Origin of the sequence: Brucella sp. IR068 (genome assembly GCF_049065885.1) — a bacterium.
Lineage (GTDB): Bacteria > Pseudomonadota > Alphaproteobacteria > Rhizobiales > Rhizobiaceae > Brucella > Brucella intermedia.
This window is the reverse complement of sequence record NZ_JBAKHE010000001.1, coordinates 120,896-136,507: the sequence shown is the minus strand read 5'-3', so window position 1 is coordinate 136,507 and position 15,612 is coordinate 120,896. Positions and strand designations below refer to the sequence as shown.

Genomic DNA, 15,612 nt, shown 5'->3' with positions numbered 1-15,612 from the left:
ATAACGGAGAATTTCAGATGAGTGCTGCAAATGCACAGGAAAGCGCAACGAACACGGCCGGTTTCAACTGGCCGCTTCTGGCGCTTGCAATCGGTGCCTTCGGTATTGGCACCACGGAATTTGCGCCCATGGGCCTGCTGCCGGTTATTGCCGATGGCGTCGACGTTTCCATTCCGACGGCGGGCCTTCTGGTCAGCGCCTATGCCATCGGCGTCATGGTCGGCGCACCGATCATGACGCTTGCCTTCGGGCGCTTTGGAAAGCGCACGGCGCTGATGCTCCTGATGGGCATCTTCACGGTTGGCAATATCCTTTCCGCCCTTGCGCCGGATTACTGGACGCTGCTTGCAGCGCGTCTGGTAACAAGCCTCAATCACGGCGCATTCTTCGGCCTCGGCTCCATTGTTGCAGCCAGCGTCGTGCCGCCTGAAAAGCGGGCGAGCGCCGTTGCCACCATGTTCATGGGCCTGACGATAGCCAATATCGGGGGCGTCCCGGCTGCAACCTGGATCGGCCAGCAGATCGGCTGGCGCATGTCGTTCGCCGGCACTGCCGTTCTGGGCCTGCTGGCCATCTCGGCACTCTGGCTTTCGCTGCCGCGTGGTGAAGCAGGCAAGATGCCCGACATTCGCCGCGAGCTTGGCGTGCTGATGCGCCCGACCGTGCTGATGTCGCTCGCGACCACCGTCATGGGTGCTGGCGCCATGTTCACGCTCTACACCTATGTAGCGCCTGTACTGGCCGACCGCACCGGCGCTTCGGAAGGTTTCGTGACGCTGGCGCTCATCCTCATCGGCGTGGGCTTCACGATTGGCAACGCGCTCGGCGGACGCCTTGCCGACTGGTCGCTCAATGGTGCGACGCGGATATTCCTTGCAGCACTTGCCATCATCAGCCTGGCATTGCCGCTGCTGCTGGGCAGCCATATCGGCGCTGCAATCGGCCTCCTCGCCTGGGGTGCTGCGGCCTTCGCCATCGTTCCCCCGGTTCAGACCCGCGTGATGCAGGCCGCATCGGAAGCGCCGGGGCTGGCATCGTCGATCAACATTGGCGCGTTCAACCTCGGCAATGCGGTGGGCGCGGCCCTTGGCGGCGGCGTGATCAGCGCAGGCTATGGCTATGCGGCCATTCCGGTCGCAGGCGGCCTGCTGGCGGCAGCCGGACTGCTGTTCACGCTCTCGCGCCGTCCGAAAGCGGCGCTGGCTCCATCGGCCTGCTAATCCAGCGTCCGCCGGAACCTTAACAGCGCCAGCGACGCAAACAGCACCACGAAGAACAAGAGGGCGTTCACCTCTCCGGCAATGTCGGAAAGGTGGGCGCCCTTCAGCATGACGGCGCGGACGATACGCAGGAAATGCGTGAGGGGAAAGATCTCCCCCAACGCCTGCGCCCAATCGGGCATACCCCGAAACGGGAACATGAAGCCGGACAGCATCAGCGAAGGCAGGAAGAAGAAGAAGGTAAGCTGCATGGCCTGCATCTGCGTGCGCGATGCTGTGGAAATCGTATAGCCGAGCAGGACGAGCGACAGGACGAAGATCAGGACACAGGTCAGCAGAAGCGCCAGCGATCCCACGAAGGGCACACCGAACAAAAGCTTGGCTGCGGCCAGCACCACCACGACCTGCACACCGCCGACGGCCAGAAACGGCAGCACCTTGCCCAGCATGATTTCGGCGGGCGTGGCGGGCATTGCGAGCAGGTTTTCCATCGTGCCGCGCTCGGTTTCGCGGGTCAGCGCCATGGCGGTCATCATCACCATGGTCATTTGCAGGATCACCCCCAGCAGGCCGGGAACGATATTGTATTGCGAAACGCCTTCCGGGTTATAGCGGCGGTGCACGACGACCTGTAGCTGCCCCCGCGCTGCATCGGCGGCTTCGGCTTGCTTGCCCTGTTCACGCAAAAGCGCCTGACCGGCGACGGTTCCGAGCGTGGAAATCGCACCGCTTGCCACCGACGGATCGGTCGCGTCAGCCTCGATCAGGATCTGCGGCTGCTCGCCCGCATCGACCCGCCTTGCAAAATCCGACGGGATCGTCACCACGAAGGAAACCGCGCCGCTGGCTATCAGCGCTTCCGCTTCGGCCGCACTCTGCACAACATGGTCGAAGCGATAGTAGCCCGTTGTTTCCAGAGCGGAAATCATGGCCCGCGTATAATGGTCCTGGCTTGTCACCACCAGAGCGCTCGGCAGGCTCTTCGGATCGTTGTTGATGGCAAAGCCGAAAAGCAGGAGCTGCATCAGCGGAACGACCAGCATCATGGCGAAGGTGATGCGGTCACGCCGCATCTGGATGAATTCCTTCACCAGCATCGCGCCAAGCCGCTCGAAGGAGAACCAGCCGTTCATTGCTCACCGCTCCGGGACGCCCTGTCTTTCGACATATTGTCCTGCGCATTGGCCATGAACTGGATGAACACATCTTCAAGGCTGGTTTCGCCCGCCTCGACGCTAATGCCCTCACGATGCCTGATCTTTTCCAGAGCCGCCTCGAGCTTCGCCCTGTCGGACCCTACGACATGCAGCGTCGCACCGAAAGGCGCAACCTGCTCGACACCCGGTTCGCCAGCCAGTTCGCGTGCCACGTCTCCAAGCCGGGGACCGTTGACGATAAAGGTCGTCAGCCCCGCCTTATCGATGACATCGCGGACCGTTCCCGTCGCCAACAGCTTGCCATAAGAAATATAGCTGATGCGGTGGCAGCGCTCGGCTTCGTCCATATAGTGGGTTGAAACAAGCACGGTCAGCCCGCCATCGGCCAGACGATGTATCTCGTCCCAGAAATCGCGCCGCGCCTTCGGATCGACACCGGCGGTCGGCTCATCCAGCAGCAGAAGCTTCGGCTTGTGCATGATGCAGGCGGCCAGCGCGAGCCGTTGTTTCCAGCCGCCGGAAAGCGTGCCCGCCAGCTGGTTTCCGCGTGATGTCAGGCCCAGTTCCTCAAGTGTCCGCGCCACATGGTCCTTCACCGGCTTCAACCGGTAGAGCCGCGCGACAAATTCGAGATTTTCGGCGATGGTCAGGTCTTCGTAGAAGGAAAAGCGCTGCGTCATGTAGCCGACTTCACGCTTGATCTTCAGTCCTTCCGTCCGAAGATCGAAGCCAAGCACCTGACCCTCCCCCTCGTCGGGCGTCAGCAACCCGCACATCATGCGGATGGTTGTGGTCTTTCCAGAACCGTTTGGCCCGAGAAAGCCGACAATCTCCCCCTCAGCCACCGACATGCTCACATGATCGACGACGGTAGCGTCGCCGAAACGCTTGACGAGACCTTTGACATCGATGGCGTTCGACATTGCCGCCTCCGCTTACCGGGGGGCCAGATCGACGTCCACGATCTGGCCGGGCTGGAGAGGCGACGCGGGATCGACGGGATGCGCCTCGACCAGATATACAAGCTTCTGGCGCGTTTCGAGCGAGTAGATCACCGGCGGCGTGAATTCCGGGTCGGGCGAAACATAGCTGACGCGAGCCTGCAAACCCGGAGCGCAGCCATCGCAGCGCACCGACAGCATATCGCCAACCCGTATCGCGGAAAACTTGTCCTCCGGTATGTAGACCTTCAGCTTTACCGCACCGTCGGGCAGCATGGTCAAAACCGGTGCGGACGGACCGGCAATATCGCCTGGATTGCGAATGACGTCGGTGATCCGCCCAGCCGCCGGGGCCTCGATCGTCCGCTTGGCCAGATGCCAGCGGGCGGAATCAAGCTGCGCTTCGGCACTTCTGACCGCATTTTCCGCCGCCTTGATCGTTTCCGGACGGGCGGGCAAGCGACCCACTGCAAGATTGGCCGTCGCCTGATTGATCGACGCTTCGGCCACCTCGACCTTGGTGGCGGCATCATCGAGCTGCGCCTGCGTCATCACCCCGCGCTTCGTCAGATCCTGCGTGCGCAACAGCGTCCGCCGGGCATCGTCGGCCTGTGCTTTGGCGGTCCTGACCGCCGCTTCGAGAACGGCGATTTCGTCGGGGCGCTTGCCGACCTGCAAATCCGCCAGTTGGGCGCGTGCCTGGGCCAGTGCCGCCTCGGCCTGCGCGACAGCGATCTTTGCGTCCGCGTCCTCCGTCTGTGCAATCGGCTTGCCCGGTTCGACACGGTCACCACGCCTGACGGCCACGGACTGAACCTGCGCCACTTCCAGCGGGGCAAGCTGCACGAACTCGCCCTCGACATAGCCGACAGCCAGAGGCTGTGCGCTGCATGCGGCGAAAAGATAGGACGCAAAAGGGAGAACACAGAGAAGGCTCATGACGACACCTCGCCGTTTTTCGCAGCGTCCTTCGCCGCAAGGATGGCCATCAGGTTCTGCCGCACAACTGCCGCCACCGCCCCGGCCTCTTCCGCACCCATCGCGGACCAGCCCATGCGCCGTTTCACCGCCTCGCGGCCAATACGGAAATAGATGACCTGCCCGAGCAGGGTGAAGATGAGAAGCCGCGTGCCTTCGCTTTCGGCGGGCTCGCCCGTTGCGACTTCCCAGATGGCACAGAGCCTTTTATGGGTCGGCTCGAATACGCCGGAATAGATGCGATCAAGCGCGGCCGTCGGATGCGCAAGCTCGCGAAGAAGAAACTGGACGATCTCGCCGGATTCCGGCTGCGCCACGATGAACTGCGCCATGCGCTCCACCGCCAGGGCAAGCATTTGCCGCGCTTCTTCCCTGGTCCCGGCGGAGGCGCCAATCACCCCGTAATGACCGAGAGCCTGACCGGCCACCCCCTGTATCGTCTCCACGATATAGTCCGCCGCCGCCAAACGAAGCCCTTCCTTGCCGCCGAAATGATAGGCGATGGAACCGATATTCGCCTTGGCCAGCGCAGCAATCTCGCGCGTAGACGTGGCATCGAAGCCCTTCGACCCGAAAAGCTGCAATGCCGCATGGATAAGCGCGGCGCGCGTCTGTTCGACCGACGGCTGCGGTTGCTCCTGCCCGATATTCTTCGATCTGCTCATATACCGATTTAATCAATCGATTGATTAAATGTCAAGCGATGCGAACAACGGAAGCCTGTTCGGGGGCCTGAGCTTCCGTTGTTCGCTGCGGCAAGCGGCGGAATAAAACCCGCCGCCGCCAGCCGGGTGGGACTTGGAGCAGTTCCATTTCACAAGGAACCGTGGCACCGCTACGCACTTTTGCTGGAAATGCTGTAGTTCAAACGCGGCCGTGTCAGCCGCGTATCCCGACATGCCGACCGACGGCAATCGGTGTCGGCATCTCCTGATGGGAATGGAACAACCGCTCAAGGGCTTCCCGGATGCCGGGCTTTGCCGCCACCGCTTTGCCCGCCTTGCTGTCGACATGCAGCAGCATCTGTTCCGCACTGGCAATTTCCGCATCGCCTCGCCGCAGGCTGTGAAAGACATGGGCGCGCTTCTCGTCGAAGGAAAGCAATTGCGTTTCGACATGCAACTCGTCGCCCGCCTTCGCCTCGCCGCGATGCATGATATGGGTTTCGACCGTATAGTAGCTGTGACCGGATTTCAGATAGGCGTCATCTACGCCGATATGCGCCAGAAACCTGTCCGTCGCCTGCCCGAACACGTCCAGATAACGATGCTCGGTCATGTGTCCGTTATAGTCGATCCATTCGGGGATCACACGTGCATCGAGAAGCCGAAGCGGGCCGGAACCCGCATCGGGGCGGTCCGCCGCCGTCTCAAGCCGCGCGGTATAGTTGTTGAGAAGCGCGCCCGCCCCCCAGCCCTTGCCCTGCTGCTGTTGCGACAGAGCCCGGATGATCGCAACAAGGTTTTCGTCGCGAATCCGCTCCAGATCGCGGATGGAAAGCCCTTCATTCTGCGCGTCCGACTGATCGGCGATGCGGTCAATCAGGCTGTCATCGAGGTCGGGCACATCCGTCAGTTTCGTCCATGGCCATTGCAGCGCAGGACCAAATTGCGCGAGGAAGTGCCGCATGCCTGCCGGGCCGCCGGCAATACGATAGGTCTGGAAAAGCCCCATCTGCGCCCAGCGAAGCCCGAAGGAATAGCGGATGATGTCGTCAATCTGCTCCACCGTGGCGATACCGTCGCGCACGAGCCACAGGGCCTCGCGCCACAGCGCTTCCAGAAGCCGGTCTCCGACGAAAGCGTCGATTTCCTTTTCGAGCACGACCGGCTCCATGCCGGTCTGGCGATAGAGTGCGGAAGCCCTTTCAATCGTTGCCGCCGCGGTCTTTTCGCCGGGAACGAGTTCCACCAGCGGCAGCAGGTAAACGGGGTTGTAAGGGTGGGCAATCAGCAGGCGCCCGGGATGCCGCAACCCGGCCTGCAACTTGCTCGGCAGGAAGCCGGAAGTGGATGACGCGATCAACGCATCGTCTGAACAGGCGGCCTCGATCTCGGCCATTACGGCAAGCTTCAGGTCGAGGCGCTCGGGCACACTTTCCTGAATGAGCACGGCCCCTTCAACCGCCTCCGCCAGCGAAGCGGAAATGGACAGCCGCCCCTCCTGCGGAAGGTGCACGGTTGTCAGCGCCGCCAGCGCCTTGCGCGCATTGTCGAGAATATGTTCGGTCGTCGCCCTGGCGTCCGGCGACGGATCGTAGACGGCAACATCGAAACCGTTGAGCAGAAAGCGTGCGGCCCAGCCGCTGCCGATGACACCGCTGCCGATACAGGCGATCTTGGGAGGATGGCTGTTCATGGATATCACCAGCGCTTCGTAAGCTTGAGTTTTTCGCGGACTTCGGCAGGCGTCAGGACCCTGGTTCCCATATTGACGGCGATGGCCTTGGCCCGTTCGACCAGATCGCCATTGGACGCCAGAACGCCCTTGTCGAGCCAGATATTGTCTTCCAGTCCGACCCGGATATTGCCGCCTGCCAGCACGGCAAGCGCTGCATAGGGCAACTGATTGCGGCCAATGGAGAATGCCGAGAAAATCCAGTTGTCCGGCAGGTTGTGGAGGATCGAAACCAGCGTCGCCAGATCATCGGGCGCGCCCCACGGGATGCCCATGCACAATTGCACCAGAACCGGATCGTCAAGCAGGCCCTGCTGCTGCAGCCATTGGGCAAGCGGCAGATGGCCGGTATCGAAGATCTCGATCTCCGGGCGCACGCCGAGCCGCTGTATCTGCGCGGCCATTTCCTTGAGCATGGCGGGCGTGTTGGTCATCACATAATCGCCCTCGCCGAAATTCATCGTGCCGCAGTCGAGCGTGCAGATTTCCGGCAGGAGTTCAGCGACATGGGCGAGCCGCTCCGTCGCGCCCGCCATGTCGGTCTTGGCGGCATCCGGCGGCAATGGCGCTTCGGAGGAGCCCAGAACCAGATCGCCGCCAACGCCTGCGGTCAGGTTCAGCACGATATCGACACCGGATGCCCGGATGTGATCCACCACCTCGCGGAACAGTTCCAGCTTGCGCGACGGTTCGCCCGTCTCGGGGTCGCGAACATGGATATGCGCGACGGCGGCGCCCGCCTCGGCACTTTCGATGGCCGCGTCCGCGATCTGGCGCGGCGTGACCGGCACCTTGTTCGAGCGATGCGTGGTGGCTCCGGCGCCGGTGACGGCAGCGGTGATGAATATTTCGCGGGCAGGCTTTAAAGGCATGTTCGTTTCCCTCAATTTTCACTGAGCTTGACAGGTCCCGAAATGCCGGGATTATCATTTTACGAAATCTATTTGGCGAAGAGCGAAGAGCATGATCTTTGAACCGTCGGACGAAGAACTGACCGTTACGCTGCTTGTCCTGCCGGATTGTTCGCTGATGTCGCTGGCCGCGACGCTGGACCCGATGCGCGGCGCCAACCGCGTGACGGGCCGCTCGCTCTATCGCTGGCGCGTGGTCTCGCCGGACGGCAGCGATCCGGTCACGTCGAGCGGCCTCAAGGTTTCGGCGGACGGAAAATTCGAGGCTGGCGCGCAGGACATCCTCATCATCGTCAGCGCCTTTCACGCATTGGAACATGCGACGCCGAAGCTTCTCGCCATGCTGCGGCAGGCTGCCAAGCAATCGAAGCTCATCGTGGGTGTGGAAGCCGGATCATGGGTCCTGGCAAAGGCCGGATTGCTCAACGGCCGCAAGGCAACCACGCACTGGGAAGACCTGGAAGCATTTTCGCAGCGCTTTCCCGAAGTCGAAATGCAATCGGATCGCTGGGTGCGGGATGGGGCACTTCTGACGACCGGGGGTGCGGCCCCGGCGCTCGACATGATGCTGGCGCTCATTCGCGCCCGCCATGGTTACTCAATCGCGCTCGATGTCGCGAGCCTCTACGTCTATGATGAGGTGAAACAGGCTTCGGATGCGCAGCCGCTGGTCTCCCTCGGGAGATTGCTCAATCGCGAGCCGCGACTGGCCGACGCGATAAAGATCATGGAAACCCACATAGATCGCCCGATCCCTGTGTCGAGCGTGGCGCGCAGGCTGGGCCTTTCGACGCGCAGTCTCGAATTGCTGTTTGCCAATGTGATCGGCCAGTCACCGGGCAACTACTATCTGTCGCTCCGGCTGAAAGCTGCCCGGCGGCTGATCCTCGACACCCGTCTTTCCATGGCCGACACAGCAGAACAGACCGGCTTTTCGTCGATCAGTTCGCTGTCCCGCGCCTTCAAGCGGCATTTCGGTCAGTCGCCGAGCAAATTGAGGCAGTAAACGACTTACAGACCGAGACCCGACTTTACCGCAGCAAGCGCCGGCTTGCCGTCGGTAGTGGTCACACCGTCGAGCCATGCATCGAGCTGCGCCGGGTTGTCCTTGATCCATTTCGTGACGGCATCCTTGGCTTCCATGCCGTCGTTCAGGATCATGTTCATCATCGTGCTTTCCATCTCCGTGCTGAATTTCAGGTTCGACAGGAAGCGCGAGACATTGGGGCAGTCGGTTGCATACCCCTTGCGGGTCAGGGTCTCGACGGTGGCCGCACCATCGTCCGGCCCAAACAGGTTTTCGCCATTTTGCAGATAGGTCAGCTTGTAGCGAATGTTCATCGGATGCGGCGTCCAGGCGAAGAAAACGACAGGTTCATCCTTGCGCACCGCATTTTGAACCTGCGAAAGCATGGCCTGCTCGCTCGATTCCGCCAGCTGGAAATCCTTCAGGCCGAACTTGTCCTTCTCGATCATCGACTGGATCGTGGCATTGGCGCTGCTGCCAGCCTCAATGCCATAGATCTTGCCGCCAAGCTGATCCTTGAATTTGGCTATGTCGGCGTAGTTCTTGATGCCGAGATCCTTGCCCGTGGCGGCAAGACCGATCTTCGCGCCCTGAAGGTTCACACCGGCCTGCTCGACCTTTTTGCCCTCGATATAGGGTTTGCGCGCTTCCTCCTGAAGCGGCATCCAGTTGCCGAGGAAAATATCGATCTGACCGTTTTCCAGCGACTGGAAGGTGACAGGCACGGAAAGAATAGTCGTTTGCGGCTGATACCCGGCTTTTTCCAGCAGCAGGGAGGCAAGCGCCGTCGTTGCGGTAATGTCGGTCCAGCCGACATCGGAGAATTTGGGTGACTTGCAGGCTTCGCTTTCGGCAGCCTGCGCCTGCACGCTGGCAAGGCTGGCGACGCTGGCTGCAAGCAAAAGAAGTATGCGTTTCATTATCTTCTCCCCTTTGTTTTTATTGAGAACAACATGATAGGGGAAACAGGAAATACCTCTTCGCAATATACGCAATCATCTTTGCGTTTTGCGCAGCCTTTGGCCCTCAACCGTCCGGGCAGGTTTGGAAAAGCTGCCCAAAACCGGGACGAAATTTACCTGCCCGCACCATATTGCGCGTCGCTGACATGCTCCATCCAGTCCACGACCTTGCCGTCGAGCTGTTCCTGAATGGCGATATGGGTCATGGCGATGTTGGCCGATGCGCCGTGCCAGTGTTTCTCGCCGGGCTCGAACCAGACGACGTCGCCGGGCCGGATTTCCTCGATCGGCCCGCCTTCACGCTGCACGAGGCCAAGCCCGGCAGTGACGATCAGGGTCTGGCCAAGCGGATGCGTATGCCATGCCGTGCGAGCGCCGGGCTCGAAAGTCACGGTCGCCGCCGCCGCGCGCCTGGCATTGTTTGGAGAGAACAGCGGATCGATACGGACATTGCCCGTAAACCAGTCGGCTGGGCCTTTGCCGGAAGGATCGGTTCCGTTTCGCTTGATATCCATGGCGCGTTTCCTTTCGAATAAGAGAGACGCACCATAAATCAAGTCCGCGACGAGATCAGCGCCTTTTGGCGGGGTGCGCCTGCAAAATCACGTTATGCCGTTTTTCAAGCTCGACGTTGACCGCCTCGATTTCCCGCGCCTTGCGCGCATCGTCCCAGCCGAGTTCCCGCGCAACAATGCTGGCGATCGCAGCGAGATTGCTGGTCGTCAGCGCCCCGTCGATGGCAAGGGTCGTGCGCCGCAGTACGACATCCGCCAGGTGCACGACGAGTTCGTTGCGCGCGATCCATGCGATCTCCGTCGCGCTGATCGTTTCGGTTTCCGGCAACATCGTTACCGAGGCCCCGGCTTCCTCGCGGAGGATGGGCAGGGCCGTCGTGCCATAGCGCTTCAACAGGGTCTCGACCCGTGCGGCGGGCAACCGAGTTTCGGTGGCATATTTCGTCACCCAGGCCTTGCGGGCGCGATCATCGGCAGGATAGTCCCTGCCGCCACCAATGGCGAGATTGCGCGTGGACACCTGCCGGGTCTTGCCGAACCGGGTCAGAACCTTGTCGGCCACTTCCTCGGCAAAGCCCCGGAACGTTGTCCATTTGCCACCGACCAGCGCAATGATCGGGAACGGACGTTCGCTGTCCGGCTCGATCACTGGCGCGGAATGATCGCGGCTGATCAGGCCCGGTTCGGAAGCGTTGGACGCCGGAAGCGGGCGGATGCCGCTATAGGTATAGACGATCTGGCTGCGGTCGAATTTGAGCTTCGGCAGCAGCGAACGCAGGCTGTCGATGAAATAATCGGTCTCGTGATCGTCGCAACGTACATTGTCGGGATCATCGGATGGAATGTCGGTGGAACCCACCAGCGCCAGACCATGATAGTCGTAGACAAGGCAGATGCGCCCGTCATCCGCCTCGAAATAGATCATCCGCCCGTTAAGGCTCTTCACCAGTTCGGGGTGGTCGACAAGAATATGCGAGCCCTTGGTGCCGCCGATCATCTTGGTCGGTTTCCCGAGCGCGGCATTGACCCGGTCGATCCATGGCCCGGCCGCATTGATGACCAGCTTTGGCCTGACGGCGAATTTCGCACCGTCCGGCCCCTCGAAGCCCACCACGCCGTTTTCAGCGGAAATGAGCGTCATGAAATTGGCGGCAGCGCTTTTCGGACTGGCGCGCAGGCCGTCGCTCACGAGTTCATAGACCAGACGTTCCGGCTGGCTGACCTTTGCGTCGTGATAGATGCCGCCTGCCACGATTGCGGGCGTGATATAGGGCATTTCCTTCGTCGCCGTTTCCTTCAGCAGAAAACGGTGACGCGGCATGACGCGTTCGCGCGCGCCGAAATAGTCGTAGAGCGCCAGACCGATCTTGATCAGCACGGCGCCACGGCTGCGCGGCGCGGTCGTGGAACCGAACAGGGTGCGCAGCGCCGCCGTGATGCCCTTGGTCCATGAAAAGACGGGAATGAAGGTCGGCAGAGGCTCCACATTGTGCGGCGCGTTCTTCAGCAGCAGATTGCGCTCCAGCGTGGACTGCGCCACAAGACCGAACTCTCCGGTTTCCAGATATTTCAATCCGCCATGGATCAGCCGCGACGGGGCGGCGCTGGTGCCGGAACCGAAATCCGCCTTGTCGACGATCAGGCAGTTCACACCCTGCTCGCTTAGATCGCGAAAGAGCCCTGCCCCGTTGACGCCCGCACCGAGAATGAGCACATCCACGCCTTCGGCCTCAAGCTGTCCGATGCGGTTCTTCATCTGGGCCAGACTTACGAAATCATTCATGTCACTGTCTCTCTGGGCGAAGGACGCCCTTCATTTCAATCCGTGAGGGCTTCGATCTTCGGCCAGATCGGCCCGAGTGCCGACGCGATTTCCTTGAACAGCTGATAGCGCGTCTCATAGAGCGCGCTCCGCTCCGCATCCGGCTGATAGGTGCGGCCGATGGCATCGAGATCGCGCGGGTCGTTGTAGACATCGGCAAAGACACCGGCGCCCTTGCCAGCGCACAGCGCCGCACCCCATGCTGCCGCTTCATCCGTATCCGTCACCGTAACGGGCATGCCGAGCACATTGGCGAACATCTGCGCGAAAGCCGGACTGCGCGACACGCCACCCGTAAGCCGCGCGGCGGAAATCGCAAATCCGTCCTTCAGATGATCGACATGGATGCGGTGGTTGAAAGCAATGCCTTCCCACACAGCGCGCAGCATGTCGCCCCGATCCTGCCAGCCACGCAGACCGAAAAACGCGCCGCTCGCCATCGCCCCATAGGGCGAGCCGAAAAGATAAGGGTGGAACATCGCCGTCGAAGGCTTCGCCAGTGCCGAATCGATTTCCGGGCGCAGCATGTCGTGGATTGATCGCCCTGTTTCCTCCGCCTCGCGGCGTTCCGCCGGGCAGAGCTTGTCGAGGAACCAGTCATAATTGGCCGTCGATGCGGGCGAGATCGACATGTTGTTCCATTCGCCCGGCGCAATGCCGTTGCGGCAGAACCAGCTCTTGTCGACACGCGGTTCGGACGACAGCGTTTCGTTGATGGAATAGGTTCCGGCAACCACTGCAACGGTTCCGATGCCAAGCCCGCCCACGCCGAGCGCGGAGGCCGTCACGTCATGAAGCCCGCCGACAACCGGCGTACCGGCAACGAGACCGGTGCGCTTCGCGCATTCAGCCGAGACCTTGCCGACAATCTCATCGGAGCGCGACATGGGCGGCAGCGCGTCCCAAAGCGCATCGAGCCCGAACAGAGCGAGCGCTTCCTTCGAGTATTCCTGCGTGTTCACATCGGTAAAGGAGGTGGAGGCTTCGGTGCGATCCGTGCCCACGTCACCGGTGAGACAGAAGCGCAGCCAGTCCTTGCAGGCGATCACATGGGCGATGCGGCGGTAGCGTTCCGGCTCGTTTTCCTTCACCCATGCCAGAATGGCCGATGGCGCCGACGCATGGGGCAACTGGCCGGTAACGGCGATGGCGCGGTCCGCGACCGGGCTGTTCACCCAGCGCTCCGCCACATCCACGGCGCGGCTGTCGAGCGAGAGGATACCCGCGCCGAGCGGCCGGCGATCCTTGTCGAGCATATAGATGCCGTCGCCATGCGCAGTGGTGGCGATTGCCAGAACGTCGGAAGCTGGACGTCCGCTTTTGGCGATGGCTTCGGCAATCGCATCGGCGGTCGCATTCCAGAATTCATCCATGTCGCGTTCGACATGGCGCGGGCGCGGGAACGATTGCGCAACGCGGCGGCGCGCAACGGCAAGGGTGGTTCCGTCAACGTCGAACAATACGGCTTTGGTGACGGTGAGGCCGCTATCGATTCCGAGCAGAGAAGGCATGTATCGTATTCCTGATAAATATGCTGAGGCTAGTCCGGCCTGCCGCCTGTCCGGGCGCGCGCAACGACGACATTGATGCCTTGCGCCTCCATGCGCTCGATATGCGCAAAGGGCGTGTTCTCATCGACGATGACGACATCGAAATCGGTCAGGGCCCCGAAATTGTGCAGGGCGCGGCGCTCGAACTTTGTATGATCGGCCAGCAGGATGCGTTTGGCGGCGCAATCCAGCATGGCGCGCTTGGTCTCCACCATTTCCGGTGACTGGTGGAACAGAAGATCATCCGTGATCGCGGCAATCGATATGAAGGCCACATCGGCGCGAAGACGGCGAATTTCGTGGATGGTCATGCCGCCGACGAAGGCGTTGCACCAATTATAGAGCTGGCCGCCGAGACCGAGCAGCGTCACGTCCTTCATGTCGCGCAGTTCGTTCATCAGGATGAGCGAATTGGTGATAGCGGTCAGCGGCCCCTTTTCGGCCAGGTGCGGCACCATTTGCAGGACGGTGGTGGAATCGTCGAAGAAAATCGCCTGGCCGGGTTCGACGAACTGCATTGCCGCTTCGGCGATCAGTTTCTTTTCTTCCGACTGGCGGGTGACGCGATAAAGATCGCTTGCCTCGATCAGGCTTGTCGGCGCCGCCGACACGATGCCGCGCGACTTGCGAAACAGGCCGCGGCTCACCAGTTCATCGACGTCGCGATGCGCCGTCATCAGGCTGATGCCGAACCTTTCGGTCAGGTCCTCGATCCGCATCGAGCCTTCAGCCATTACAGTTTCCGCAATCTGCTGGCGCCGGACGAGCTGACGCGCATGCCGACTGTCATTCGGCACCTGCTCCGCCATAAGCTTGTCAATGCTTGCTTTGTTGCTCACTGCCATGCCCGTCACTTGTCCCCTTGCTTGCGCGTTCCGAAAGCTCCGGAATCGCCTGATAGGCTTCATATTGCGCGGTCTTCAGCCCCAAAATCCAGCGAGTGATTGCATGGGACTTTCTTGAGGAGAGGGACTTCTGGAAATACGCATCCCGGAAGCGGCTGGGCTGCCGGGATGCGCCTTGTTCAAACCTTACTGTTCGAGAACGAACGGCGAGGTGTACTTGTCGACATTGTCCTTGGTGATCAGGATGCAGTCGAAGAGCTGCTTTTCCTGATCGACGCCGGTCTTGCCGGTCTTGATGAAGTTGTCGGCCTGCTTGACGGCAGCTTCCGAGAACACGGCAACCGGCTGCAGAACGGTGTACTGCAATTCACCGGCCTTGATGGCTGCGACCGCATCCGGCGAACCGTCGAAACCGCCGACCTTGACCTGATCGAGCTTGCCGGCCTTCTTCAGAGCGGCAATCGCGCCCAGAGCCATTTCGTCGTTACCGGAGATGACGCCGATAATGTCCGGGTTGGCCTGAAGCAGGGCCTGCATCTTGTCGTGGCCCTGGGTACGGTCCCAGTTGGCGACGTCCTTGCCGGCCTTCACCAGATCGGGATACTGCGACAGAACGGTATCATAGCCGTTCGAGCGCGTTGCGGCGTTGTTGTCCGACGGCGAACCGAACAGTTCGACATACTTGCCCTTGTCGCCAACGCTTTCGACCCACTGGGTCGCGCCGAGGGCTGCGCCCTGCGCGTTGTTGGAAACGAGCTGCGCCTTGGCCAGGCCTTCCTGGTTGATTTCCGCATTGACGAGGAAAACCGGGATATTGGCGGCGATTGCGCGCTTGACCGCACCGACCGAACCGTCCGCATTGGCCGGATCGAGAATGATGGCCACCGACTTGTTGGTGATAGCGGTGTCGATCAGGTTGCTCTCGGTGTTGGTGTCGCCCTTGTGGCCACCGACAACAGCCTTGTAGCCGAGACCTTCGGCGGTCTTCTTGGCGATTTCACCTTCGGTGAACCAGTACGGGTTGGACGGATCGTTGACGATGATCGTCATCAGTCCTTCGGCCCAGGCCGTGCTGGCGATGAGAGGCAACGCTGCCGCAGCGGCGAACAGAACGCGCATTCCCTTCTTGAACATGGTCTCACTCCCTTAACATTTTTCGTTTGCGTTATGCCGGTTCCCCGGCGGTACTTATTTCCATCAGGCCGTTTTCGAGATCATGCGCCTTTCCGGAAACCTTTCGATACGCCCGAATTTCAGCGGCTCTACCCGGAACGGTGGGCAGAGCCG

At 61.2% G+C, this 15,612-nt stretch carries 14 protein-coding genes; 2 read left to right on the top strand and 12 right to left on the bottom strand.

Annotated features, from left to right (window positions below; all coding sequences use genetic code 11):
• Positions 1–17: 17 nt before the first annotated feature.
• Positions 18–1,220: an MFS transporter gene (locus ACOWVS_RS00625; protein WP_006468404.1), complete on the top strand. Its 1,203-nt coding sequence runs from the start codon at positions 18–20 to the stop codon at positions 1,218–1,220.
• On the opposite strand, the gene ACOWVS_RS00620 is transcribed toward ACOWVS_RS00625, so the two are convergent.
• The 6 genes from ACOWVS_RS00620 to ACOWVS_RS00595 form a co-directional block, all read right to left on the bottom strand.
• Complete coding sequence (locus ACOWVS_RS00620) at positions 1,217–2,353, bottom strand: ABC transporter permease (RefSeq protein WP_006468403.1); 1,137 nt, start codon at positions 2,351–2,353, stop codon at positions 1,217–1,219. The two genes, ACOWVS_RS00625 and ACOWVS_RS00620, sit on opposite strands and share 4 nt — an antisense overlap.
• Positions 2,350–3,300 (bottom strand): ABC transporter ATP-binding protein, encoded by a 951-nt coding sequence (locus ACOWVS_RS00615; protein ID WP_006468402.1) that lies wholly within the window; start codon positions 3,298–3,300, stop codon positions 2,350–2,352. The genes ACOWVS_RS00620 and ACOWVS_RS00615 overlap by 4 nt, the downstream gene beginning before the upstream one ends.
• 12 nt (positions 3,301–3,312) lie before the next feature.
• Complete coding sequence (locus ACOWVS_RS00610) at positions 3,313–4,257, bottom strand: HlyD family secretion protein (protein WP_006468401.1); 945 nt, start codon at positions 4,255–4,257, stop codon at positions 3,313–3,315.
• Positions 4,254–4,961 (bottom strand): DUF1956 domain-containing protein, encoded by a 708-nt coding sequence (locus tag ACOWVS_RS00605; protein ID WP_006468400.1) that lies wholly within the window; start codon positions 4,959–4,961, stop codon positions 4,254–4,256. The genes ACOWVS_RS00610 and ACOWVS_RS00605 overlap by 4 nt, the downstream gene beginning before the upstream one ends.
• A 214-nt stretch (positions 4,962–5,175) precedes the next feature.
• Complete coding sequence (locus tag ACOWVS_RS00600) at positions 5,176–6,654, bottom strand: carnitine 3-dehydrogenase (protein WP_006472457.1); 1,479 nt, start codon at positions 6,652–6,654, stop codon at positions 5,176–5,178.
• Positions 6,655–6,659: 5 nt separating this feature from the next.
• On the bottom strand, positions 6,660–7,565 hold the full coding sequence (locus ACOWVS_RS00595) for a 3-keto-5-aminohexanoate cleavage protein (RefSeq protein ID WP_006468396.1): 906 nt from the start codon (positions 7,563–7,565) through the stop codon (positions 6,660–6,662).
• 91 nt (positions 7,566–7,656) lie between these two features.
• Between ACOWVS_RS00595 and ACOWVS_RS00590 the strand changes: the two genes are divergently transcribed.
• Positions 7,657–8,610 (top strand): GlxA family transcriptional regulator, encoded by a 954-nt coding sequence (locus ACOWVS_RS00590; protein ID WP_006468395.1) that lies wholly within the window; start codon positions 7,657–7,659, stop codon positions 8,608–8,610.
• 5 nt (positions 8,611–8,615) lie between these two features.
• On the opposite strand, the gene choX is transcribed toward ACOWVS_RS00590, so the two are convergent.
• The 6 genes from choX to ACOWVS_RS00560 form a co-directional block, all read right to left on the bottom strand.
• On the bottom strand, positions 8,616–9,551 hold the full coding sequence (gene choX, locus ACOWVS_RS00585; RefSeq protein WP_006472456.1) for a choline ABC transporter substrate-binding protein: 936 nt from the start codon (positions 9,549–9,551) through the stop codon (positions 8,616–8,618).
• 155 nt (positions 9,552–9,706) lie between these two features.
• Positions 9,707–10,108 (bottom strand): (R)-mandelonitrile lyase, encoded by a 402-nt coding sequence (locus ACOWVS_RS00580; RefSeq protein ID WP_006472455.1) that lies wholly within the window; start codon positions 10,106–10,108, stop codon positions 9,707–9,709.
• Between the two features lie 55 nt (positions 10,109–10,163).
• The gene (locus ACOWVS_RS00575) at positions 10,164–11,891 is read right to left on the bottom strand and encodes a glycerol-3-phosphate dehydrogenase/oxidase (RefSeq protein ID WP_006468392.1); all 1,728 of its coding nucleotides are present in this window, start codon (positions 11,889–11,891) and stop codon (positions 10,164–10,166) included.
• 35 nt (positions 11,892–11,926) lie between these two features.
• The gene (locus ACOWVS_RS00570; protein ID WP_006468391.1) at positions 11,927–13,441 is read right to left on the bottom strand and encodes an FGGY-family carbohydrate kinase; all 1,515 of its coding nucleotides are present in this window, start codon (positions 13,439–13,441) and stop codon (positions 11,927–11,929) included.
• Between the two features lie 29 nt (positions 13,442–13,470).
• Complete coding sequence (locus ACOWVS_RS00565; RefSeq protein ID WP_006468390.1) at positions 13,471–14,325, bottom strand: DeoR/GlpR family DNA-binding transcription regulator; 855 nt, start codon at positions 14,323–14,325, stop codon at positions 13,471–13,473.
• Between the two features lie 186 nt (positions 14,326–14,511).
• Complete coding sequence (locus ACOWVS_RS00560) at positions 14,512–15,459, bottom strand: D-ribose ABC transporter substrate-binding protein (protein WP_006468388.1); 948 nt, start codon at positions 15,457–15,459, stop codon at positions 14,512–14,514.
• Positions 15,460–15,612: the final 153 nt, after the last annotated feature.